The sequence below is a fragment of the Massilia sp. W12 genome (assembly GCF_037300705.1).
Classification (GTDB): domain Bacteria; phylum Pseudomonadota; class Gammaproteobacteria; order Burkholderiales; family Burkholderiaceae_D; genus JACPVY01.
In genome coordinates this window covers 5102457-5121708 of sequence record NZ_CP147776.1, presented here as the reverse complement: position 1 = coordinate 5121708, position 19252 = coordinate 5102457, and the positions used below count along the sequence as shown (strand labels likewise).

Here is a 19252-nt window from a genome sequence, read left to right as displayed (position 1 = left end):
TGGTTCGGGTGAGCAGTAAGCATCAGTAGCATCAGCTTCAAGCCTTTTTAACAAATTCCGTCTTCAAACCCATAGACCCGAAACCGTCGATTTTGCAATCGATATCATGGTCGCCATCGACTAAGCGGATGTTTTTCACTTTGGTTCCTTGCTTGACCACGCCGCCGCCGCCTTTGAGCTTCAAATCCTTGATCACCACCACCGTGTCGCCATCCTGCAAAACATTGCCGGCGGCGTCGCGCCAGACGCGCGCAGCTTCGGCTTCAGCGGCGGCGGCTTGTTGCGGCCATTCGTGGCCGCATTCCGGGCAAACATAATTGCCCATGCCGTCGTCATAAGTCAGGTTGGAAGTGCATTGCGGGCAGGCGGGCAGGGACATGATAGGCTCCAAATGAAAGACGCCAGAGCGGCTTGCCGTCTGGCGTTGGGAATGTTGCTGCGGGAGTATACCATCACACTGAAAGGTTCCAGCCGGCTCTGGCGATTCTTGCGTCCCGCGCCTCAGGAGGTGCGCGCAGATTGATGGCTGCAGCGCAATCTGGCCCGGCTTGGAGATTTCTGACCCATTCAGTCAGGAAAATGTTCTACATGCGTCTCGCCCCGCCGCCCCAGGTAGGACACATGGCGGCCCGCAATCCAGACTGTATAGCCAACGCAGCCAGCTTGCTGCGTGAGTTGTTTGAATTCAGGGTACTGCACCTTCCCCTGCTGCGCGCCCAGGACTGCGGCGTGCACGGCGGCGCTGTCAAAAGCGTCGGCGATTCCATGTTGCGGCTTTTCGAAACTGCAATCAGTGCTGCTGCCGTCAGGCAGATAAAAGGTAATGCGGCCAGCGCGGTAATCTACGTGGTAAGACTCCACGCCGGCGGCTATCAGTTGCGCAATGACTTGGCCGAATTGGATGGCGCCTTGTTTGGATGCTTCAAAAGTCGAGTGAATAGTGTCGAGTGTGCTTTGATTCATGATTTCTCTTCGCTGCAAAGATGCCTGTTGTATCAGGCGGTTGGGATGTCTTTGAGTTGGTGGTATTGCACCAGGGCTTGCATGGCCCGGGTCAGCGCCAAGCGCTCAGCGGCTGGCAGGTGGCCAAAGAAGTGGGCGTCATTTGCGTCGGCCAAGGCGGCCAGTTGTGGCACCAGGGCTTTGCCGGCAGCGCTCAGGCTCAAGCTTTGCTCACGGGCGCGGCCGTCAAGCAATTGGCGACCTGCCAAGCCTTTTTCCTCCAACCGCGATATGACCTTGGACGCAGCGCCTTTGGTCATGCCCAGAGTCTGGATCAGCGCGGCATGGCTGGTTTCATCACGCGCCCAGAGCGTGCGCAGCGCGACCCATTCGGTAACGCTGACGCCTTTTTCTTCAAGCAACTGTTGAAAACGGTTTGATACGTGGTTTGAAACAAAACGCAGCCAAAAACCGAGGTGGGCTTCCAGCGGCGACGGTTGGATTGGATCATCGTGTTGGTTCATTAGGTTTCTCCGGAAACTTGTGGAAGTTTAGTTTCCGTGGAAACAAATGTCAATCATGTTTTGCGCCCCCGTTGGCGCATAGGGGAATTGCGCGGCATCGCGCGATATCGAATTTTGCAGGGGGATATTCTGAGCGCATGCGCTCTGTTGCCGTGTTAAGTGGGGATGGCGTGGCGCAGGGGGTCTATACCGCCGAAAAAAAACGCCGACCTGTGAAGATCGGCGTTTTTATAGAAAAACTTGGTGGCCTGGGGCGGAATCGAACCACCGACACAAGGATTTTCAATCCTCTGCTCTACCGACTGAGCTACCGGGCCAACACGGGCTGCAACAGCCCGGGAAATCGTTGGTGGCCTGGGGCGGAATCGAACCACCGACACAAGGATTTTCAATCCTCTGCTCTACCGACTGAGCTACCGGGCCAACGAAGGGAGGATTATAGCAGCTCTTTTTTTGCGTGCAAGGCGTATTCCAGGTTTTTTCTGAAAAAACTGAAGAAAGCTGCAAGTCACTCCTGTAAATCAAGTGGATGATGATAAAAATATATCTTTTTTGCGCTATGATTAGCGACTTGATAGCTTGTTTGTTGCGGCGGCGGTCTGCTTTGGCGTGCATGTATCTGCGCTGCAGGCGCAAATGCGGGATAATGCCGGGATGACTACCCAAGACACCCTTTCGCGTTCTGTGGCGCTTGCCGAGAGGCAGGTTCCCGTGTGCATCGTTGGCAATGGCGCGATTGCCAAAACCTGCGCGTTGGCGCTGGCGCAAGCCGGTTTCCAGGTTTTGATGCTGGTTCCACCGCAAGCCGGCGCAGCTGCGCCGCGCCCGTCCACTGATTGGGATTTGCGTGTGTATGCTTTGAATAATACGGCGCATGACTTGCTGTCCGGGCTGAAAGTCTGGGGCGCTATGCAGCAAGAGCGGATTGCGCCGGTCGAGGGCATGCAAATCATTGGCGATGCCGGCGACGGCAGCGCCGGCAAGCTGGATTTCGATGCCTTTTCGGCGCATGTGGAGCGGCTGGCCTTTATTTTGGAAGACGGCAATTTGAATCAGGCGCTGGATACGGCGTTGCGTTTTGCGCCGAATCTGGAAATTTTGCCAGCGCAAGCGCTTGCCTTGCGCAGCGATGAACAGCGGGCGGAATTGGACGTGCGCGACGGCAGCGGGCAAATGCTGCGCATCGTCACGGAATTATTGATCGGCGCGGATGGTGCGCAATCCTGGGTGCGCGGCCAGCTTGATATCGGCCTGGATTACCGTCCCTACGGCCAGACTGCGATTGTGTGCAATTTCGCCTGCGCCAAGCCGCATCATGGCGTGGCCTGGCAATGGTTTTTGAGCGGACAGGGGATTTTAGCGCTGCTGCCGCTGCCGGGCGATCAGGTTTCCATGGTGTGGTCAGCGCCACAGGCGCTGGCGGCGCAATGGCTGCATCATCCGGTGGAAGAATTGGCGCGCCATGTGGAAGAATTGTGCGCCAACCAGTTTGGCGCCTTGACGCCCTTGCCGCCGCAGCAGGCGCGCGGTTTTCCGCTGCAATTGATGCGCCCGCACAGTGTGATTGCGCCGCATGTGGCCTTGATCGGCGACGCTGCGCATGTGGTGCACCCGCTGGCCGGGCATGGCATGAATCTGGGCTTTGCCGATATCGCCGCGTTGTTGCAAGCGCTGCAAGAGCGCGCTCCGCAGCGCAGCGCAGGCGACGCCCAGGTGTTGGCGCAATATGCGCGCGCCAGAAAAGAAGATGTGATGTTGATGCAATTCACCACTGATGCGCTGGCCCGTTTATTTGGCAGCGAATTGGGGCCTCTGCGCGCGGTGCGCAATCTGGGGCTGAACTTGTTGGATAAATTTCCGGTCTTAAAGCGGCAATTGATTGCGCAGGCAATCGGCAAATAAAACCGGCAGGAAGCACACCATGAAACTCGACGCTATTGGAGAAAAGATGAGGAAGCACAAGTTTGCAGTATTGGCGGCGCTGGCCGTGCTGGCCGCTGGCGCATATGCGCAGAGCACGCAAAAGAAAGCGGAAGTCGCCAAAGCCGCCGCCCCGGCAGCCGACGCCGCGACTGAAGCCGAAGTCAAGCGCATCATTGAGCCGCGTTTGGGCGATGGCGTGAAAGTGGACTCGGTGCGCCTGACCCCGTATTCCGGCTTGTATGAAGTGCGCACCAATGGCGACATTATCTACACCGACCGCAAAGGCGAATTCCTGTTCGTCGGCAATATTCTCAACAGCAAGACCTATGAGAATTACACCAAGGCGCGGGTGGATGAAATCAATAAGATCAAGTTCAGCGATCTGCCGCTGGATCTGGCCATGAAAGTGGTGAAGGGCGATGGCAAGCGCGTGATGGCGATTTTTGAAGATCCGAATTGCGGCTATTGCAAACGCTTCCGCCAAACCACTCTGAAGGAAATCGACAATGTGACGATTTACACCTTCCTGTACAACATTCTGTCGGAAGACTCTTCCGTCAAATCGAAAAACATCTGGTGCAGCCCGGACAAAGTGAAAGCGCTGGATGACTGGATGATTGAAAACAAGCAGCCGCCGGCAGCCCCGGCGAATTGCGCCAACCCGAATGAAAAAGTGGCGGAATTGGGGCGCAAGCTGCGCATCAATGGCACCCCGGCCATTTTCTTTGCGGACGGTTCCCGCATTCCAGGCGCAATCGATGCGCGCATGCTGGAACAAAAGTTGTCTTCCATTAAGCAATAAATCGGGCATCCGCCCGGCGGCTTGAAGGGCGCCGGGCGGAAATTTTCAGCCGTGGTAAAATATCTGACTCAAAATTCATTAACGCCTGCGGACTGTGGGCGCAATGCTGCCCATGTCTAATCTTGTCGAAATCCGTGATCTGGAATTTGGTTTTGGCGACCGTTCAATTTTGTCCGGTCTGCAAATGGAATTCGCACGCGGCAAGGTAGTGGCGGTGATGGGCGGCTCCGGTTCCGGCAAAACCACCATCCTGCGCTTGATCGGCGGCCAGCTGCGGCCGCAAGCCGGCAGCGTCACGGTGGATGGTCTGAATGTGCATGCGCTGGATACGGACGCTTTGTATCAATTGCGGCGCAAAATGGGCATGCTGTTCCAGCATGGCGCTTTGTTTACTGATTTATCGGTGTTTGAAAATGTCGCCTTCCCCTTGCGCGAGCACACCGATTTGCCGGAAGAGTTGATTCGCGATCTGGTATTGATGAAGTTGCATGCGGTCGGTCTGCGCAATGCGGCGTATCTGAAGCCGGGCGAGATGTCCGGCGGCATGGCGCGCCGGGTGGCGGTGGCGCGCGCGATTGCGCTGGATCCGCCCTTGATCATGTATGACGAACCGTTTGCCGGCCTGGATCCGATTTCCAAAGGCGTGACCGCGAATCTGATTCGCAAATTAAATCTCGCGCTGGGTTCGACTTCGATTCTGGTGTCGCACGATGTGCATGAATCGCTGGAAATCGCCGATTATGTGTATTTTCTGTCCAAGGGGCGGATTGTGGCGCACGGCGATCCGGCGCAAATGCGCGCCTCGGAAGATCCCTTTGTCAAACAATTTGTGCGCGCGGAAGCAGACGGCCCGGTGCCGTTTCATTATCCGGGGCGCAGTCTGGCCCAGGATTTCGGGTTGGAGGGCGGCGCATGATTTTGCAACTGGCCGAAAACATCGGGCGCAATCTGCGCCAACTGGTGGCGCATATCGGCTACGCCACGCGCAGCCTGCTGAATTTGATCGCCGTCTCCGGCGGCTTGCTCAAACGCCCCGGTCTGGTGCTGCAGCAAATCCATTTCATCGGCAATTATTCTCTGTTGATTATTTGCGTCTCCGGCCTGTTTGTCGGCATGGTGCTGGGCTTGCAGGGCTATTACACCTTGAATAAATACGGCTCCGAACAGGCGCTGGGCCTGTTGGTGGCTTTATCGCTGACGCGTGAATTGGGGCCGGTGGTGACTGCGCTGCTGTTCGCCGGGCGCGCCGGCACTTCGCTGACAGCGCAAATCGGCCTGATGAAGGCCGGCGAACAATTGGCGGCGATGGAAATGATGGCGGTGAATCCGGTTGCGCGCGTGCTGGCGCCGCGCTTTTGGGCCGGCGTGATTTCGATGCCGATTCTGGCCACACTGTTTTCCGCAGTCGGCGTGATCGGCGGCTGGGTGGTCGGGGTCAAGCTGATTGGCGTGGACGAGGGCGCATTCTGGTCGCAAATGCAGACCGGGGTCGATGTCTGGGCGGATATCGCCAATGGCGTGATTAAAAGCATTGTGTTTGGCGTGGCGGTCACCTTTGTCGCTCTGTTCCAAGGGTATGAAGCCGCTGCGACGCCGGAAGACGTGGCCGGCGCCACGACCCGCACCGTGGTGATTTCCTCGCTTGCAGTGTGGTGGCTGGATTTCCTGATGACGGCATTAATGTTCAATAAATAAGGGAAGGCAGGCGCTGGCGCGCCGGGAAATAACATGCAACGTAAAGCGATTGATGTCTGGGTGGGTTTGTTTGTCTTGGCCGGTATGGCGGCGCTGATGTTTTTGGCGCTCAAGGCCGGCAATATGAGTTCCTTGAATCTGGGCGGCCAGACTTACCAGGTCAGCGCGCGCTTTGACAATATCGGCGGCTTGAAACCGCAGGCCCCGGTCAAGAGCGCCGGCGTGGTGGTGGGGCGGGTCGCGGCGATCCGTTTCGACGATAAGAAATTCAATGCCCTGGTGACATTGAATATGCAGGCGGAATATAAATTTCCGAAAGACAGTTCACTGAAAATCTTGACGGCAGGCTTGCTCGGCGAGCAATATATTGGCATCGAGGCGGGTGGCGCGGCGGAGAATCTGGCTGCCGGCGACCAGATCAAAATGACATCATCAGCCGTTGTGCTGGAGGATTTGATCGGTCAATTCCTGTACAGCAAGGCGGCGGAAGGAAAGGATGCGGCAAAATGAACTCCTCTCAAGCTGAGGGTGGCTCGCGGCCCTGGATGCGTCTGTTGCGCTTACTCGCTATGCTGGCTTGCGTCGCCAGCCTGTCGGCCTGCGCCACCGGCAGCAATCCGCGCGATCCGCTGGAAGGTTTCAATCGCGCCATGTTCAATTTCAATGACGCGCTCGACCGCGCCGCGATCAAGCCGGCGGCCACTGTGTATCAACAAGTAACGCCGCAACCGGTGCAAACCGGGGTCGGCAATTTCTTCGGCAATATCGGCGACGTCTGGACCATGGTCAATCAATTCCTGCAGGGCAAGGTCAAGCATGGTTTGAATGACATGATGCGGGTGGCGGTCAACTCCACCCTGGGTCTGGGCGGCTTGCTCGATATCGCCTCAGAAGCCGGCCTCAGCAAGCATAAGGAAGATTTTGGTCAGACCTTGGGCGTCTGGGGCATCAAGTCCGGCCCCTATCTGGTGTTGCCGGTGTTCGGCCCCTCCACTTTCCGCGATTCGCTGGCCTTTGGCGCAGATCTGGCGGCGGATCCCTGGCGCCAGGTCAAGCCGCGCTATCAGCGCAACAGCGGGACGGCGCTGCGCTTGCTGGATCAGCGCGCCAGCCTGCTGGATGCCGGCAATTTGATGGAAGAAGCCGCGCTGGATCGCTATGAATTCGTGCGCGACGCTTATTTGCAGCGGCGCGCAAGCATGATTGAGCAAGGTGCGGACGCCGGCGATGAGGCCGCCCCCGCGCAGCAGCAGGCTCAAAGCGATGCGCAGCCACAGGCGGTTCAGAGCGACGCACAACCCGCCGCCGTCCTGGCGCAAGAATATGAAGCGCTGCCGCCGCTTCCCATGCAGCAGGCGCGCAACGCCTGGCGCCTCAAGCCTGCGCTGTTGCACTTGGAAACACTGAGATAAGGCCGGCGGTAGGCGTTGCCGGCAGAATAAGCGTTGAATCAGGGCCGGCAAACCGCCGGCGCCACTACAGGAAACGATCATGAAGATTTTGCAGAAATGTTGGATGATGTTGTGCGTGTTGCTGCTGGCCGTCAGCCCGGCGCGCGCGCAGGAAGCGCCGGATGCGCTGGTGAAACGGGTTTCCGGCGAAGTGCTGGAGGTGGTGAAAAACAATAAAGACATCCAGGCCGGCAATCAAAAAGCCTTGATGGATCTGATTGAAAGCAAAATTCTGCCGCACGTCGATTTCCAGCGCATGACTTCCATGGCCGCAGGCCGCTTCTGGCGCGACGCCAGCCCGGAGCAGCAAAAGAAACTGACCCAGGAATTCCGCACCCTCCTGATTCACACCTATTCCGGCGCCTTGTCGCAAGTCAAAAATCAAAAAATCGAATTCAAACCGATGCGCGCCGATCCGGCTGACACGGAAGTCGAAGTGCGTTCCCAGGTGACGCAGGCGCGCGGCGAACCGGCGCAACTCAATTACCGCCTCGAAAAAACCCCGTCCGGCTGGAAAATCTATGACATCAACGTCCTGGGCGCCTGGCTGGTTGAGACCTACAAAGGCAATTTCGCCAGCGAAATCACGAAAAACGGCATGGATGGCTTGATCAAAACCCTGACTGAGCGCAATCAAAAACTGGCGGCGGCGAAAGGCGCGAAATGACAATGTTCACGCTGCCGGCGCAGATCACTTGCGCGAGCGCGCGCCAAGTGCTGCAAATCGGCCTCGATGCGCTGAAAGGCGGCTGCACCGGCCTGGACTTCAGCGCGGTGCAGCAACTCGATTCCAGCGCCGTCGCCACCCTGCTGGCCTGGCTGCGCGCCGCACGCGCGCAGCATACTCCTCTCGAATTTCACCATCTGCCGGCAAATCTGCTGAGCCTGATTCAAATGTATGGCGTGGAAGAACTGATTCTGCCTCATCACCGACATTGATCCTGTCTGTTTGCGCCTGCTGCGCACCGCCTGTGCGCCTTTCTGCAGCCGCGCCGCGCTTTTTGCCGGCTTTGGCCAGCGGGCTGAAAATCCCATATAATCAAAGACTTTGTGCATTGCAAAGACCGGCGCGCGGAAGCATCTAACATGTCAGCGATACAAATCACGCAAATCAGCAAACGCTATAAAGACCTGCAGGCGCTGGATCAAGTCTCGCTTACGGTCGAAGAGGGCGAATTCTTTGGTTTGCTGGGGCCGAACGGGGCCGGCAAAACCACCCTGATTTCCATCATCGCCGGCTTGGTGCGCGCCGATAGCGGCAGCGTCAAAGTGGCTGGTTTTGATGTGCAAGCTGATTACCGCAATGCGCGCCGCTCTCTGGGCGTGGTGCCGCAGGAACTGGTGTTCGATCCCTTTTTCACGGTGCGCGAAACGCTGCGCCTGCAATCCGGTTATTACGGTTTGGCTAAAAACGATGACTGGATTGATGAAGTGCTGGAAAACCTGGGCTTGAGCAGCAAGGCCGATGCCAATATGCGCGCACTCTCCGGCGGCATGAAACGCCGCGTGCTGGTGGCGCAAGCCCTGGTGCACAAACCGCCTGTGATTGTGCTTGATGAGCCGACCGCCGGGGTGGATGTCGAATTGCGCCAGACTCTATGGAAATTCATCTCGCGCTTAAATCAGCAAGGCCACACCATCGTTCTCACCACCCACTACCTGGAAGAAGCGCAGGAATTGTGCCGCCGCGTCGCCATGTTGAAAAGCGGCAAAGTGGTGCGCCAGGACAGCATGCAAGCCCTGCTGAAACACATCTCCGGCATGCAATTAAACCTGCGTCTGCAGCCGGCGGATTTGCCGCCCGCGCTGCAACATCTGTTGGCGCATCCTTCGCACAACGGCAGCCATGCCTTGCGTATTACGGATTACAGTGAAGTCGAAGGCGTGTTGGCCGCCGTGCGCGCCGCCGGCTGCAAAATTGAGGAAATGCATTTGCAGCAGGCCGATCTGGAAGATGTGTTTTTGCAAGTCATGGGAGGGAGCCAATAATGTTTTCAGTCGGCTTTCGCACCCTCTTGTACAAAGAAAATCTGCGTTTTTGGAAAGTGGCCACGCAAACCGTCGCCGCTCCGGTGTTAACCGCGCTTTTGTATTTACTGGTGTTCGGCCAGGTGCTGGCCGACCATGTGCAGGCCTATCCCGGCGTCAGCTATCTGTCTTTCTTAGTGCCCGGCCTGGTCATGATGAGCGTGTTGCAAAACGCTTTCGCCAATTCTTCCTCTTCCCTGGTGCAGTCAAAAATCACCGGCAATCTGGTGTTTATATTGCTGCCGCCCTTATCCCATGTCGAAATTTTCGCCGCCTATGTGGCGGCGGCCATGGTGCGCGGTCTGGTGGTCGGCTTTGGCGTGTTTATCGCCACCGTCTGGTTCGCCAAATTGCATTTCGTGGCCCCCTTGTGGACGCTGCTGTTCGCGCTGCTGGGCGCCGGCATTCTGGCCACTCTGGGCGTGATCGCCGGCTTATGGTCGGATAAATTCGACCAGTTGGCGGCGTTTCAAAACTTTTTGATTGCGCCGGCCACCTTCCTGGCCGGGGTTTTCTATTCCGTCAATGGTCTGTCGCCGTTCTGGAAAGCGGTGTCACACTTAAACCCCTTCTTTTATATGATCGATGGCTTCCGCTATGGTTTCTTCGGGCAGTCTGATGTGCCGCCCGCCACCAGCCTGGCCATCGTCAGCCTGTTCTTCATCGGCTTGGCGCTGCTGGCGCTGCGTTTGTTGAAGCGCGGCTATAAATTGCGTCACTGACCCACACACACTATGACTACAACAGCAGAAAATATTCGCGGCTACATCGCCGCCGGCCTGGAGTGCAGCAGGCTTGAAGTCGAAGGCGACGGCCAGCACTTCCGCGCCGTGATCGTTTCGCCCGCCTTTGCCGGCAAGCGTTCGGTGCAGCGCCATCAAATCGTGTACGCGGTGCTGGGCGACCGCATGCGTGAAGAAATTCATGCGCTGTCAATGCAAACCCTGACCCCGGAAGAGGATCAGGCAAATGGATAAATTAGTCATCAGCGGCGGTCAGCGCCTGCATGGGGAAGTGCAAATCGCCGGCGCCAAAAACGCCGCCCTGCCGATTTTGTGCGCAGCATTATTGACTGCCGATGAAGTGGCGCTGGGCAATGTGCCGCGCCTGCAGGACGTTTCCACTATGCGCAAATTGCTGGCGCAAACCGGCATGCAAATCCGTGAGGAAAACGGGCAATGGTTGCTGCAAGCAGCGGCAGTGGACAAGCTGGAAGCGCCTTACGATATGGTGAAAACCATGCGCGCCTCGATTCTGGTGTTAGGCCCGATGCTGGCGCGTTTCGGCGAAGCGCGCGTCTCCCTGCCGGGCGGCTGCGCCATTGGTTCGCGTCCGGTTGATCAGCACATCAAGGGTTTGCAGGCGATGGGCGCGGAAATCACGCTGGAAGCCGGCTACATCCACGCGCGCGCCAAACGCCTGCGCGGGGCGCGCATCGTGACCGATATGATTACCGTCACCGGCACCGAAAACCTGTTGATGGCGGCCACTTTGGCGGAAGGCGAGACGGTGCTGGAAAACGCCGCACGCGAGCCTGAAGTGACGGACTTGGCGCATCTGCTGGTGAAGATGGGGGCCAAAATTGAAGGCATTGGCACGGATCGTCTGGTGGTGCAAGGGGTTGAGCGTTTGCATGGCGCCCAGCACGATGTGATTCCTGACCGGATTGAAACCGGCACCTTCCTGTGTGCGCTGGCGGCGGTCGGCGGTGATTTGCGTTTGACCGGGGTGCGTCCCGATATCCAGGATGCCTTGCTCGACAAGCTGCGCGAAGCCGGTTTGCAACTCGAATGCGGCGATAACTGGATGCAGGCGCGCATGACGCAGCGCGCCCGCCCGATCAGCTTCCGCACTACCGAATACCCTGGTTTCCCGACCGATATGCAAGCCCAATTCATGGCAGTGAATTGCGTCGCCGATGGCGCCAGTCATGTCACCGAAACGATTTTTGAAAACCGTTTTATGCATGTGCAGGAACTCAAACGGCTGGGCGCGGATATTGAAATCGAAGGCAATACCGCGATTATCAAAGGCGTGCCGCAATTGCTCGGCGCGCCAGTGATGGCGACTGATTTACGCGCCTCCGCCTCGCTGGTGATCGCCGCCCTGGCGGCGCAAGGCGAAACCCTGGTTGACCGCATTTACCACCTTGATCGCGGCTACGACAGAATGGAAGTCAAATTGTCGGCGCTGGGAGCGAACATTAAGCGTATCAAATGAACTCATCCATCCTTGAACCGGCTGCCGAGCAGCAGCCCCTGGTGCTGGCCCTGTCAAAGGGACGCATCTTTGAAGACACCCTGCCGCTGTTGGAAGCTGCCGGGGTGCGCATGCTGGAAAATCCGGAAAAATCGCGCAAGCTGATTCTGGCCACCAGCGACCCGCATTTGCGCGTGCTGATTGTGCGCGCCACTGACGTGCCGACTTATGTGCAGTACGGGGCGGCGGATTTCGGCGTGGCCGGCAAGGATGTGTTGTTGGAGCATGGCGGCGAAGGTCTGTACCAGCCGATTGATTTGAATATCGGCTGCTGCCGCATGGCGGTGGCGGCGCCCAAGGGCTTTGATTATGCGAATGCGGTGCGGCAGGGCGCGCGTTTGCGCGTGGCCACCAAATTTGTGCAAACCGCGCGTGAACACTTCGCCCGCAAAGGGGTGCATGTCGATTTGATCAAGCTGTACGGCTCGATGGAATTGGCGCCGCTGGTCGGCTTGTCAGATGCAATCGTCGATCTGGTGTCCACCGGCAGCACGCTGCGCGCCAACAATCTGGAAGAAGTCGAACACATTATGGATGTGTCCTCACGCCTGATCGTGAATCAAGCCGCGCTGAAAATCAAACGCGAACGCCTGCAGCCGATTCTGGCCGCTTTCGCGCGCGCCAGCCAGGAAGCAAGCGCAAAAGGGGACGCAGCATGATCCGCGAACTGGATGCGCAGGGGCCTGACTTCGACGCCGCCCTGCGCCAGCTGCTGGCGTATGAAGCCGAGCAGGATGAAGCGATAGAAAACAGCGTGCGCGCGATTTTGCAAGATGTGCGCACACGCGGCGACGCTGCTGTGCTGGAATACACCCGCCGCTTTGATCGCCTGCAGGCGGCCAGCATGGCGGAATTGGAAATCGGCGAGGTGGAAATGCAAGCCGCGCTGCACAGCCTGCCGGCAGAGCAGCGCGCTGCGCTGGAGCAAGCCGCACTGCGCATTTATGAATATCACGCGCGGCAAAAAGAAGCTTGCGGCGGCGGTTTTAGCTGGCGCGACAAACAGGGCAATTTGCTGGGACAAAAAGTGACGCCGCTGGATCGCGTCGGCATCTATGTCCCCGGCGGCAAGGCGGCGTATCCCAGCTCGGTGTTAATGAATGCGATGCCGGCCAAGGTGGCCGGAGTGGGCGAAATCATCATGGTGGCGCCGACGCCTGACGGGGTGCGCAATCCACTGGTGCTGGCGGCGGCGGCCTTGGCCGGAGCCTCGCGCGTGTTTGCGATTGGCGGCGCGCAAGCTGTGGCGGCATTGGCTTACGGCACCGAAAGCGTGCCGGCGGTGGATAAAATCACCGGCCCCGGCAACGCCTATGTGGCGGCGGCCAAGCGCCGTGTGTTTGGCGTGACCGGGATTGATATGATCGCCGGGCCTTCCGAAATTCTGGTGATTTGCGACGGCGCCACCGATCCGGAATGGATCGCGATGGATTTGTTTTCCCAGGCTGAGCACGATGAAATGGCGCAATCCATTTTGCTGTGTCCCGATGCCGAATATTTGCAGCAGGTCAAAGCCGCGCTGGCGCGTCTGCTGCCGGACATGCCGCGCAGCGCCGTGATTGCCACTTCGCTGGCGCAACGCGGCGCTTTGATCAAAGTGCGCGATTTGGATCAGGCGTGCGAGATCGCCAACCGCATCGCGCCTGAGCATCTGGAGCTGTCCTGCCGCGAGGCGGAGACGCTGGTGGATAAAATCCGCCACGCCGGCGCGATTTTCATCGGCCCGTATGCTTCTGAATCGCTGGGCGATTACTGCGCCGGCCCGAATCACGTTTTGCCAACTGCCGGCACGGCGCGGTTTTCCTCGCCGCTCTCGGTGCTGGATTTCCAAAAGCGCTCCAGCCTGCTGCACATCAGCCGCGATGGCGCGCAGGGACTGGGACGCATCGCCAGCCTGTTAGCGCATGGCGAAGGTTTGCAGGCGCACGCGCGCAGCGCTGAAATGCGCCTGGATGTGCAGGAATGATGATGGAATGGCTGGATCGCATTTACTGTGAAGACGCCTTGCACGGCTTGGCGCGCCTGCCGGCGCAATCGGTGGATTTGATTCTGGCCGACCCGCCCTACAATCTGGGCAAAGATTATGGCAATGATTCTGACCGCAAAAGCGTGCAGGATTATCTGGACTGGACGCAAACCTGGATTGATCTGGCGCTTCCCAAGCTGAAAGACAGCGGCAGCCTGTATATCTTCCTGACCTGGCGTTTTTCACCGGAAATCTTTGTGCTGCTCAAGCAGCGCATGCTGATGATTAATGAAATCATCTGGGACAGACGGGTGCCGTCAATGGGCGGCAGCGTGCGCAGCTTCAGCTCGGTGCATGACACCATTGGCCTGTTCGCCTTGCGCAAGAATTATTACTTTGATCTGGATGCGGTGCGCATTCCTTACGACGAAAAAACCAAGAAAGCGCGCACGCGCTCGATTTTTGTCGGCGCCAAATGGCTGGAAGTCGGCTACAACCCGAAAGATGTGTGGAGTGTGGCGCGCCTGCATCGCGAACACCCGGAGCGGGCTGAACACCCGACCCAAAAGCCGCTGGAAATCATTGAGCGTATGGTCAAGGCTTCCTGTCCCCCCGGCGGGGTGGTGTTAGACCCTTTCATGGGCAGCGGCAGCTCAGCCGTGGCGGCGTTGCGCTGTGGCCGCCATTTCTGCGGTTTTGAATTGAATCCCGATTATTGTGCGATTGCGCAGCGGCGCATAGATGCTGCGCGGATTGCCGCCCCTTTATCCCAATCACTCGTCAAACAGGCTTAGCCATGACTGCATTGCCCACCCGTCTGCTGGAATTGATTCGCCCCGATGTGCGCCAAATGGCGGCTTACCATGTGCAAGACGCGCATGGCATGGTGAAGCTGGACGTGATGGAAAATCCCTATCATTTGCCGCCGCAACTGCGCCAGCAATTAGGGGCCGTGCTGGCGCAGGTGGCTTTGAACCGCTATCCGACCCCGGACTATCAACGCTTAAAGCAAAAAATTGCTGAGCGCTTAGGCGTGCCGCCCGGCTATCCGCTGATTCTGGGCAATGGCTCGGATGAATTAATCAGCCTGCTGGCGCTGGCTTGCGCGCAAAAAGACGCCGACGGGCGCGCCGCGCGCGTGCTCTCGCCGGCGCCAAGCTTTGTGATGTACGCGATGTCGGCCCAGATTGCCGGATTGGAATTCACCGGCGTGCCGCTGCAAGCCGATTTCACACTGGATATGCCGGCCATGCTGGCGGCGATTGCGCGCGAACAGCCGGCTCTGGTGTACTTGTCCTACCCGAATAACCCGACCGGCAATTTATTTGCAGACAGCGATATCGAAGCGATTTTGCAGGCCTGCGCCGGGCGCAGCCTGGTCGTGCTGGATGAGGCCTATCAACCGTTCGCCCAGGTCAGCTGGATGGAGCGCTTGCCGCAATACCCGCATATGCTGGTTATGCGCACCGTTTCCAAACTGGGGCTGGCCGGCATCCGTCTCGGCTATATGAGCGGGCATCCTGATTTGCTGGCGCAATTGGAAAAGCTGCGTCCGCCCTTCAATGTCAATGTTCTGACAGAGGCGGCGGCCAATTTCGCGCTGGATCATTTAAGCCTGTTTGACATCCAGGCCGCTGCAATCTGCCAGGCGCGTGAGCAATTGGCGCAGCAAATCGCGGCGTGGCCAGGGGTGCAGGTATTCCCTTCCGCCGCCAATTTCCTGTTAGTGCGGGTGGCTGACAGCGAGCGCGTTTTCCAACACATGCTGCAGCACAAGGTGCTGATCAAAAATGTGGGTAAAATGCATACATTGCTGTCCAACTGCCTGCGCATCACGATCGGCGCGCCGGAAGAAAACCAGGCGATGCTGGCGGCCTTGAAGGCGGCGCTGGACTCGCTCAACTGAGCCGGATTTTTCACAACCACCAACCCGATATCATGAATCAGCCGCGCAGCGCGAGCGTCACGCGCAAAACCAATGAGACCGAGATCACGGTCAGTCTCAACCTCGACGGCAATGGCCGCCAGCAACTCAACACCGGCGTGCCGTTTCTGGATCATATGCTGGACCAGATCGCGCGCCATGGCTTGATTGATCTGGACATCAGCGCCAAGGGCGATTTGCATATCGATGCGCATCATACGGTGGAAGATGTCGGCATCACGCTCGGCATGGCGCTGGCGCAAGCGGTGGGCGATAAAAAAGGCATCCGCCGTTATGGCCATGCGTATGTGCCCTTGGATGAGGCGCTGTCGCGCGTGGTGATCGATTTCTCCGGGCGTCCCGGCCTGGTGTATCACCTGCCGTTCACACGCGCCATGATCGGCGCCTTTGATGTCGATTTGACGCGTGAATTTTTTCAGGGCTTTGTGAATCACGCGCAAGTCACGCTGCATATCGACAATTTGCGCGGCGAAAACGCCCATCATCAATGCGAAACCGTATTCAAAGCTTTTGGCCGTGCGCTGCGCATGGCGCTGGAATTCGATGCGCGCTTAGGCGATGCTGTGCCATCCACCAAGGGCTGCCTGTAATCACACTGGAAAAATCATGAACCGCATCGTCGTTGTCGATTACGGCATGGGTAATTTGCGCTCAGTGGCGCAAGCCATGCGCCGCGCCGCGCCAGACGCGCAAGTCAGCATTTCCGCGCAAGCGGAAGAGATTGCCCAGGCAGAGCGCCTGATTTTGCCGGGCCAGGGCGGCATGCCTGATTGCATGGCCGCACTGCGTGATTCCGGCTTGCAGCAAGCAGTGCTGGAAGCCGCGCGCAATAAGCCATTGCTTGGCGTCTGTGTTGGTGAGCAGATGCTGTTTGAGTCGAGTGAGGAAGGCGACAGCCAGTGTCTTGGGCTGCTGCCGGGGCGCGTGGTGCGCTTTGCCCTCGAAGACCAGTTGCAGGCGGACGGTTCCCGTTTTAAAGTACCGCAAATGGGATGGAACCGCGTGCGGCAACAACGCCCGCATGCGCTGTGGCAAAACATTCCCGACGAGAGTTATTTCTATTTCGTGCACAGTTACTATGCTGTGCCCGGAAACGCCGCGCACACAGTTGGCGTGACTGACTATGGCGCGTATTTTGCTTGTGCGGTTGCGCATGAAAACCTGTTCGCCACTCAATTCCACCCGGAAAAGAGCGCCGCATGCGGTTTGCAGCTGTATAAGAATTTTGCCAACTGGAGACCTTAATGCGCAGGCTGTTATAAGCTTGCGCGATTGATTCCGACTTTTTTAGCACCTTCATCATGTTGCTGATTCCTGCTATCGACCTGAAAGACGGTCACTGCGTGCGCCTCAAGCAAGGCGATATGGACCTTGCCACGGTGTTTTCCGATGATCCCGGCGCGATGGCGCGCCATTGGCTGGAACAGGGCGCGCGCCGCCTGCATCTGGTCGATCTGAACGGCGCCTTCGCCGGCAAGCCGAAAAATGACGCCGCCGTCGAAGCCATTCTGGATGCTGTGCGCCAATACGAGGATGAGTTTGATCTGGACGAGATCCCGGTGCAATTGGGCGGCGGCATCCGCGATCTGGACACCATCGAGCGTTATCTGGATGCCGGCATCAGCTATATCATCATCGGCACCGCCGCTGTGAAAAGCCCCGGTTTTCTGCATGACGCCTGCGGCGCCTTCCCCGGCCAGATCATCGTCGGCCTCGACGCCAAAGACGGCAAAGTGGCGACTGACGGCTGGAGCAAGCTGACCGGGCACGATGTGATCGATTTGGCGCGCAAGTTTGAGGATTACGGCGTTGAATCGATTATTTACACTGACATCGGGCGTGACGGCATGATGAGCGGCGTGAATATCGAAGCCACGGTGCGCCTGGCGCGCGCGGTCAAGATCCCCATCATCGCCTCTGGCGGCTTGCACAATCTGAGCGATGTGGAAGCCCTGTGCGGGGTGCAGGATGAGGGCATCGAAGGCGTGATTTGCGGTCGTTCGATCTATGAAGGCACGCTGGATTTGCGCGCCGCGCAAGCGCGCGCCGATGAACTCAGCGCTGATTGATCAGCGCGCAACCAGGGAACAGCATGCTGGCCAAACGCATCATCCCTTGCCTGGACGTGACCAATGGCAAGGTGGTCAAGGGCGTCAATTTCGAGCAATTGCGCGAAGTTGGCGACCCGGTGGAAATCGCCCGCCGCTATGACGAACAGGGCGCCGATGAAATCACTTTTCTCGACATCACCGCCACCTCCGACGGGCGCGATTTGATTTTGCATGTGATCGAAGCCGTCGCTGATCAGGTGTTTATTCCGCTGACAGTCGGCGGCGGGGTGCGCAGCATTGACGATTTCCGCCGCTTGTTAAATGCCGGCGCGGATAAGGTGTCGCTGAATTCCTCGGCGGTCAGCAATCCGCAATTGGTGGCGGACGCCGCGCACCGTTTCGGCTCGCAATGCGTGGTGGTGGCGATTGACGCCAAAAGCTGCGCGCCGGGGCGCTGGGAAGTGTTCACCCATGGCGGACGCAAAGCCACCGGCCTGGATGTGATGGAATGGGCGGCCAGGATGCAAAATCTGGGCGCCGGTGAAATTTTGCTCACCAGCATGGACCGCGATGGCGTGAAAGCCGGCTTCGATCTGGAATTAACGCGCGCCGTGTCAGATTCTGTTCATATTCCCGTGATAGCATCCGGCGGGGTCGGTTCTCTGCAGGACTTGGCCGATGGCATTACGCTGGGGCATGCAGACGCAGTTCTGGCGGCGAGTATTTTTCACTATGGACAACACAGCGTGCAAGAAGCAAAACAATTCATGGCCGCGCAAGGCATCCCGATGAGGCTGGCATGAGCACGCCGGCGAGTGCGGCCAGCAAATGGCTCAATAAAGTGCGCTGGGATGAAAACGGCCTGGTTCCGGTCATCGCGCAGCAGGCCGACAACGGCGATGTGCTGATGTTCGCCTGGATGAACCGTGAAGCGCTGTTGAAAACGGTGGAGAGCGGCGAAGCCGTGTACTGGAGCCGTTCGCGCAAAAAACTCTGGCACAAGGGTGAGGAATCGGGCCATACCCAAAAAGTGCTGGAAATCCGCCTGGATTGCGATGAAGACGTGATTTTGCTCAAAATCGAGCAGTGCGGCGGTATCGCCTGCCATACCGGGCGGCATTCCTGTTTCTTCCAAAAATTCAGCGGCGACGCCCACAATGGCCAATGGGAAAGCGTGGAGCCGGTGCTGCGCGATCCTGCCGCCATCTACACTTCCTGACGAATATATGAGCAATGATGATTTGATGCGCTTAGCGCAGGTCTTGGAGCAGCGCAAGCAGGATGGCGATGCGCAAACCTCGTATGTGGCGCGCTTGTTCGCCAAAGGCGACGATGCGATTTTGAAGAAAGTCGGCGAGGAAGCGACCGAAACCGTATTGGCCGCCAAAGACGTGCGCCACGGCGCTGATCCGTCCAAATTGATTTATGAATGCGCGGATCTGTGGTTTCACAGCATGGTGATGCTGGCCCATTTCGGCTTAACGCCGCAGCAGGTGATCGACGAATTGGTGCGGCGCGAAGGCATTTCCGGGATTGAGGAGAAAGCCAATCGCAAGGCGCAAGCGCGCGAGGTTGAGGAAACGCGCGCCTGAGCAAGCTGAGCGCAGCGCTCAGCTTGGCGGGCATGGGTGGCGTAAGTCATGTTGTATGTCTGTGCTCAGAGGCA

Annotated in this window: 25 protein-coding genes and 2 tRNA genes; 22 read left to right on the top strand and 5 right to left on the bottom strand. The window is 58.2% G+C overall.

Features of this window, described 5'->3' with window-relative positions:
- Positions 1-37 precede the first annotated feature (37 nt).
- The 5 genes from V8J88_RS20850 to V8J88_RS20830 all read right to left on the bottom strand — a co-directional run bounded on the left by V8J88_RS20850 (position 38) and on the right by V8J88_RS20830 (position 1889).
- On the bottom strand, positions 38-382 hold the full coding sequence (locus V8J88_RS20850) for a zinc ribbon domain-containing protein YjdM (RefSeq protein ID WP_338849949.1): 345 nt from the start codon (positions 380-382) through the stop codon (positions 38-40).
- Positions 383-567: 185 nt separating this feature from the next.
- Entirely contained in the window at positions 568-963 is a 396-nt protein-coding gene (locus V8J88_RS20845; RefSeq protein ID WP_338846193.1) for a DUF1398 family protein, read from the bottom strand.
- A 32-nt stretch (positions 964-995) separates the two neighbouring features.
- Positions 996-1466, bottom strand: coding sequence for a MarR family winged helix-turn-helix transcriptional regulator (locus V8J88_RS20840; RefSeq protein WP_338846192.1), 471 nt, complete (start codon positions 1464-1466; stop codon positions 996-998).
- 241 nt (positions 1467-1707) lie between these two features.
- Positions 1708-1783: transfer RNA gene (locus V8J88_RS20835), tRNA-Phe, on the bottom strand.
- Between the two features lie 30 nt (positions 1784-1813).
- Positions 1814-1889, bottom strand: a tRNA-Phe gene (locus V8J88_RS20830).
- Positions 1890-2120: 231 nt separating this feature from the next.
- On the opposite strand from V8J88_RS20830, the gene V8J88_RS20825 reads away from it, so the two are divergent.
- From V8J88_RS20825 to V8J88_RS20720, 22 genes are all read left to right on the top strand, one after another.
- A complete protein-coding gene (locus V8J88_RS20825) occupies positions 2121-3368 on the top strand; it encodes an FAD-dependent monooxygenase (protein WP_338846191.1) in 1248 nt (415 codons plus the stop codon).
- A 46-nt stretch (positions 3369-3414) separates the two neighbouring features.
- The gene (locus V8J88_RS20820; protein ID WP_338846190.1) at positions 3415-4191 is read left to right on the top strand and encodes a DsbC family protein; all 777 of its coding nucleotides are present in this window, start codon (positions 3415-3417) and stop codon (positions 4189-4191) included.
- A gap of 112 nt (positions 4192-4303) precedes the next feature.
- A complete protein-coding gene (locus V8J88_RS20815) occupies positions 4304-5107 on the top strand; it encodes an ABC transporter ATP-binding protein (protein ID WP_338846189.1) in 804 nt (267 codons plus the stop codon).
- The gene (gene mlaE, locus V8J88_RS20810) at positions 5104-5886 is read left to right on the top strand and encodes a lipid asymmetry maintenance ABC transporter permease subunit MlaE (protein ID WP_338846188.1); all 783 of its coding nucleotides are present in this window, start codon (positions 5104-5106) and stop codon (positions 5884-5886) included. The genes V8J88_RS20815 and mlaE overlap by 4 nt, the downstream gene beginning before the upstream one ends.
- Positions 5887-5919: 33 nt before the next feature.
- A complete protein-coding gene (gene mlaD / locus V8J88_RS20805; protein WP_338846187.1) occupies positions 5920-6396 on the top strand; it encodes an outer membrane lipid asymmetry maintenance protein MlaD in 477 nt (158 codons plus the stop codon).
- Positions 6393-7298, top strand: a complete 906-nt coding sequence (locus V8J88_RS20800; protein ID WP_338846186.1) for a VacJ family lipoprotein — start codon at positions 6393-6395, stop codon at positions 7296-7298. Before mlaD ends, V8J88_RS20800 begins: the two co-directional genes overlap by 4 nt.
- A 79-nt stretch (positions 7299-7377) precedes the next feature.
- Positions 7378-8004, top strand: a complete 627-nt coding sequence (locus V8J88_RS20795; protein WP_338846185.1) for an ABC transporter substrate-binding protein — start codon at positions 7378-7380, stop codon at positions 8002-8004.
- Complete coding sequence (locus tag V8J88_RS20790) at positions 8001-8276, top strand: STAS domain-containing protein (RefSeq protein ID WP_338846184.1); 276 nt, start codon at positions 8001-8003, stop codon at positions 8274-8276. The genes V8J88_RS20795 and V8J88_RS20790 overlap by 4 nt, the downstream gene beginning before the upstream one ends.
- Positions 8277-8423: 147 nt before the next feature.
- Positions 8424-9326, top strand: coding sequence for an ABC transporter ATP-binding protein (locus V8J88_RS20785; protein WP_338846183.1), 903 nt, complete (start codon positions 8424-8426; stop codon positions 9324-9326).
- Complete coding sequence (locus V8J88_RS20780; protein ID WP_338846181.1) at positions 9326-10087, top strand: ABC transporter permease; 762 nt, start codon at positions 9326-9328, stop codon at positions 10085-10087. The genes V8J88_RS20785 and V8J88_RS20780 overlap by 1 nt, the downstream gene beginning before the upstream one ends.
- 12 nt (positions 10088-10099) lie before the next feature.
- On the top strand, positions 10100-10342 hold the full coding sequence (locus V8J88_RS20775; RefSeq protein ID WP_338846180.1) for a BolA/IbaG family iron-sulfur metabolism protein: 243 nt from the start codon (positions 10100-10102) through the stop codon (positions 10340-10342).
- Positions 10335-11585, top strand: coding sequence for a UDP-N-acetylglucosamine 1-carboxyvinyltransferase (murA, locus tag V8J88_RS20770; protein WP_338846179.1), 1251 nt, complete (start codon positions 10335-10337; stop codon positions 11583-11585). Before V8J88_RS20775 ends, murA begins: the two co-directional genes overlap by 8 nt.
- Positions 11582-12283 (top strand): ATP phosphoribosyltransferase, encoded by a 702-nt coding sequence (hisG, locus tag V8J88_RS20765; protein WP_338846178.1) that lies wholly within the window; start codon positions 11582-11584, stop codon positions 12281-12283. Before murA ends, hisG begins: the two co-directional genes overlap by 4 nt.
- Positions 12280-13590 (top strand): histidinol dehydrogenase, encoded by a 1311-nt coding sequence (gene hisD / locus V8J88_RS20760; RefSeq protein ID WP_338846177.1) that lies wholly within the window; start codon positions 12280-12282, stop codon positions 13588-13590. Before hisG ends, hisD begins: the two co-directional genes overlap by 4 nt.
- Positions 13587-14384, top strand: coding sequence for a site-specific DNA-methyltransferase (locus tag V8J88_RS20755; RefSeq protein ID WP_338846176.1), 798 nt, complete (start codon positions 13587-13589; stop codon positions 14382-14384). The genes hisD and V8J88_RS20755 overlap by 4 nt, the downstream gene beginning before the upstream one ends.
- Before the next feature lie 2 nt (positions 14385-14386).
- Positions 14387-15496: a histidinol-phosphate transaminase gene (hisC, locus tag V8J88_RS20750; RefSeq protein WP_338846175.1), complete on the top strand. Its 1110-nt coding sequence runs from the start codon at positions 14387-14389 to the stop codon at positions 15494-15496.
- A gap of 32 nt (positions 15497-15528) precedes the next feature.
- Complete coding sequence (hisB, locus tag V8J88_RS20745; RefSeq protein ID WP_338846174.1) at positions 15529-16125, top strand: imidazoleglycerol-phosphate dehydratase HisB; 597 nt, start codon at positions 15529-15531, stop codon at positions 16123-16125.
- 16 nt (positions 16126-16141) lie between these two features.
- Positions 16142-16780, top strand: coding sequence for an imidazole glycerol phosphate synthase subunit HisH (gene hisH / locus V8J88_RS20740; protein WP_338846173.1), 639 nt, complete (start codon positions 16142-16144; stop codon positions 16778-16780).
- Between the two features lie 56 nt (positions 16781-16836).
- Entirely contained in the window at positions 16837-17604 is a 768-nt protein-coding gene (hisA, locus tag V8J88_RS20735) for a 1-(5-phosphoribosyl)-5-[(5-phosphoribosylamino)methylideneamino]imidazole-4-carboxamide isomerase (RefSeq protein ID WP_338846172.1), read from the top strand.
- A gap of 23 nt (positions 17605-17627) precedes the next feature.
- Positions 17628-18389 carry an imidazole glycerol phosphate synthase subunit HisF gene (gene hisF, locus V8J88_RS20730; protein ID WP_338846171.1) on the top strand — a complete coding sequence of 254 codons (762 nt, stop codon included), beginning with the start codon at positions 17628-17630 and terminating at the stop codon, positions 18387-18389.
- Positions 18386-18805, top strand: a complete 420-nt coding sequence (hisI, locus tag V8J88_RS20725; RefSeq protein WP_338846170.1) for a phosphoribosyl-AMP cyclohydrolase — start codon at positions 18386-18388, stop codon at positions 18803-18805. The genes hisF and hisI overlap by 4 nt, the downstream gene beginning before the upstream one ends.
- 7 nt (positions 18806-18812) lie before the next feature.
- Positions 18813-19178: a phosphoribosyl-ATP diphosphatase gene (locus V8J88_RS20720; protein ID WP_338846169.1), complete on the top strand. Its 366-nt coding sequence runs from the start codon at positions 18813-18815 to the stop codon at positions 19176-19178.
- Positions 19179-19252 lie beyond the last annotated feature (74 nt).

Coding starts and splice junctions, on each gene's coding strand:
- V8J88_RS20785 (WP_338846183.1), top strand. CDS start 8,424: ATGTCAGCGATACAAATCACGCAAATCAGCAAACGCTATAAAGACCTG.
- V8J88_RS20840 (WP_338846192.1), bottom strand. CDS start 1,466: ATGAACCAACACGATGATCCAATCCAACCGTCGCCGCTGGAAGCCCAC.
- V8J88_RS20845 (WP_338846193.1), bottom strand. CDS start 963: ATGAATCAAAGCACACTCGACACTATTCACTCGACTTTTGAAGCATCC.
- mlaE (WP_338846188.1), top strand. CDS start 5,104: ATGATTTTGCAACTGGCCGAAAACATCGGGCGCAATCTGCGCCAACTG.
- V8J88_RS20815 (WP_338846189.1), top strand. CDS start 4,304: ATGTCTAATCTTGTCGAAATCCGTGATCTGGAATTTGGTTTTGGCGAC.
- hisB (WP_338846174.1), top strand. CDS start 15,529: ATGAATCAGCCGCGCAGCGCGAGCGTCACGCGCAAAACCAATGAGACC.
- V8J88_RS20790 (WP_338846184.1), top strand. CDS start 8,001: ATGACAATGTTCACGCTGCCGGCGCAGATCACTTGCGCGAGCGCGCGC.
- mlaD (WP_338846187.1), top strand. CDS start 5,920: ATGCAACGTAAAGCGATTGATGTCTGGGTGGGTTTGTTTGTCTTGGCC.
- V8J88_RS20780 (WP_338846181.1), top strand. CDS start 9,326: ATGTTTTCAGTCGGCTTTCGCACCCTCTTGTACAAAGAAAATCTGCGT.
- hisD (WP_338846177.1), top strand. CDS start 12,280: ATGATCCGCGAACTGGATGCGCAGGGGCCTGACTTCGACGCCGCCCTG.
- hisI (WP_338846170.1), top strand. CDS start 18,386: ATGAGCACGCCGGCGAGTGCGGCCAGCAAATGGCTCAATAAAGTGCGC.
- V8J88_RS20755 (WP_338846176.1), top strand. CDS start 13,587: ATGATGATGGAATGGCTGGATCGCATTTACTGTGAAGACGCCTTGCAC.
- V8J88_RS20775 (WP_338846180.1), top strand. CDS start 10,100: ATGACTACAACAGCAGAAAATATTCGCGGCTACATCGCCGCCGGCCTG.
- hisC (WP_338846175.1), top strand. CDS start 14,387: ATGACTGCATTGCCCACCCGTCTGCTGGAATTGATTCGCCCCGATGTG.
- hisG (WP_338846178.1), top strand. CDS start 11,582: ATGAACTCATCCATCCTTGAACCGGCTGCCGAGCAGCAGCCCCTGGTG.
- V8J88_RS20800 (WP_338846186.1), top strand. CDS start 6,393: ATGAACTCCTCTCAAGCTGAGGGTGGCTCGCGGCCCTGGATGCGTCTG.
- hisF (WP_338846171.1), top strand. CDS start 17,628: ATGCTGGCCAAACGCATCATCCCTTGCCTGGACGTGACCAATGGCAAG.
- V8J88_RS20820 (WP_338846190.1), top strand. CDS start 3,415: ATGAGGAAGCACAAGTTTGCAGTATTGGCGGCGCTGGCCGTGCTGGCC.
- hisA (WP_338846172.1), top strand. CDS start 16,837: ATGTTGCTGATTCCTGCTATCGACCTGAAAGACGGTCACTGCGTGCGC.
- murA (WP_338846179.1), top strand. CDS start 10,335: ATGGATAAATTAGTCATCAGCGGCGGTCAGCGCCTGCATGGGGAAGTG.
- V8J88_RS20720 (WP_338846169.1), top strand. CDS start 18,813: ATGAGCAATGATGATTTGATGCGCTTAGCGCAGGTCTTGGAGCAGCGC.
- V8J88_RS20795 (WP_338846185.1), top strand. CDS start 7,378: ATGAAGATTTTGCAGAAATGTTGGATGATGTTGTGCGTGTTGCTGCTG.
- hisH (WP_338846173.1), top strand. CDS start 16,142: ATGAACCGCATCGTCGTTGTCGATTACGGCATGGGTAATTTGCGCTCA.
- V8J88_RS20825 (WP_338846191.1), top strand. CDS start 2,121: ATGACTACCCAAGACACCCTTTCGCGTTCTGTGGCGCTTGCCGAGAGG.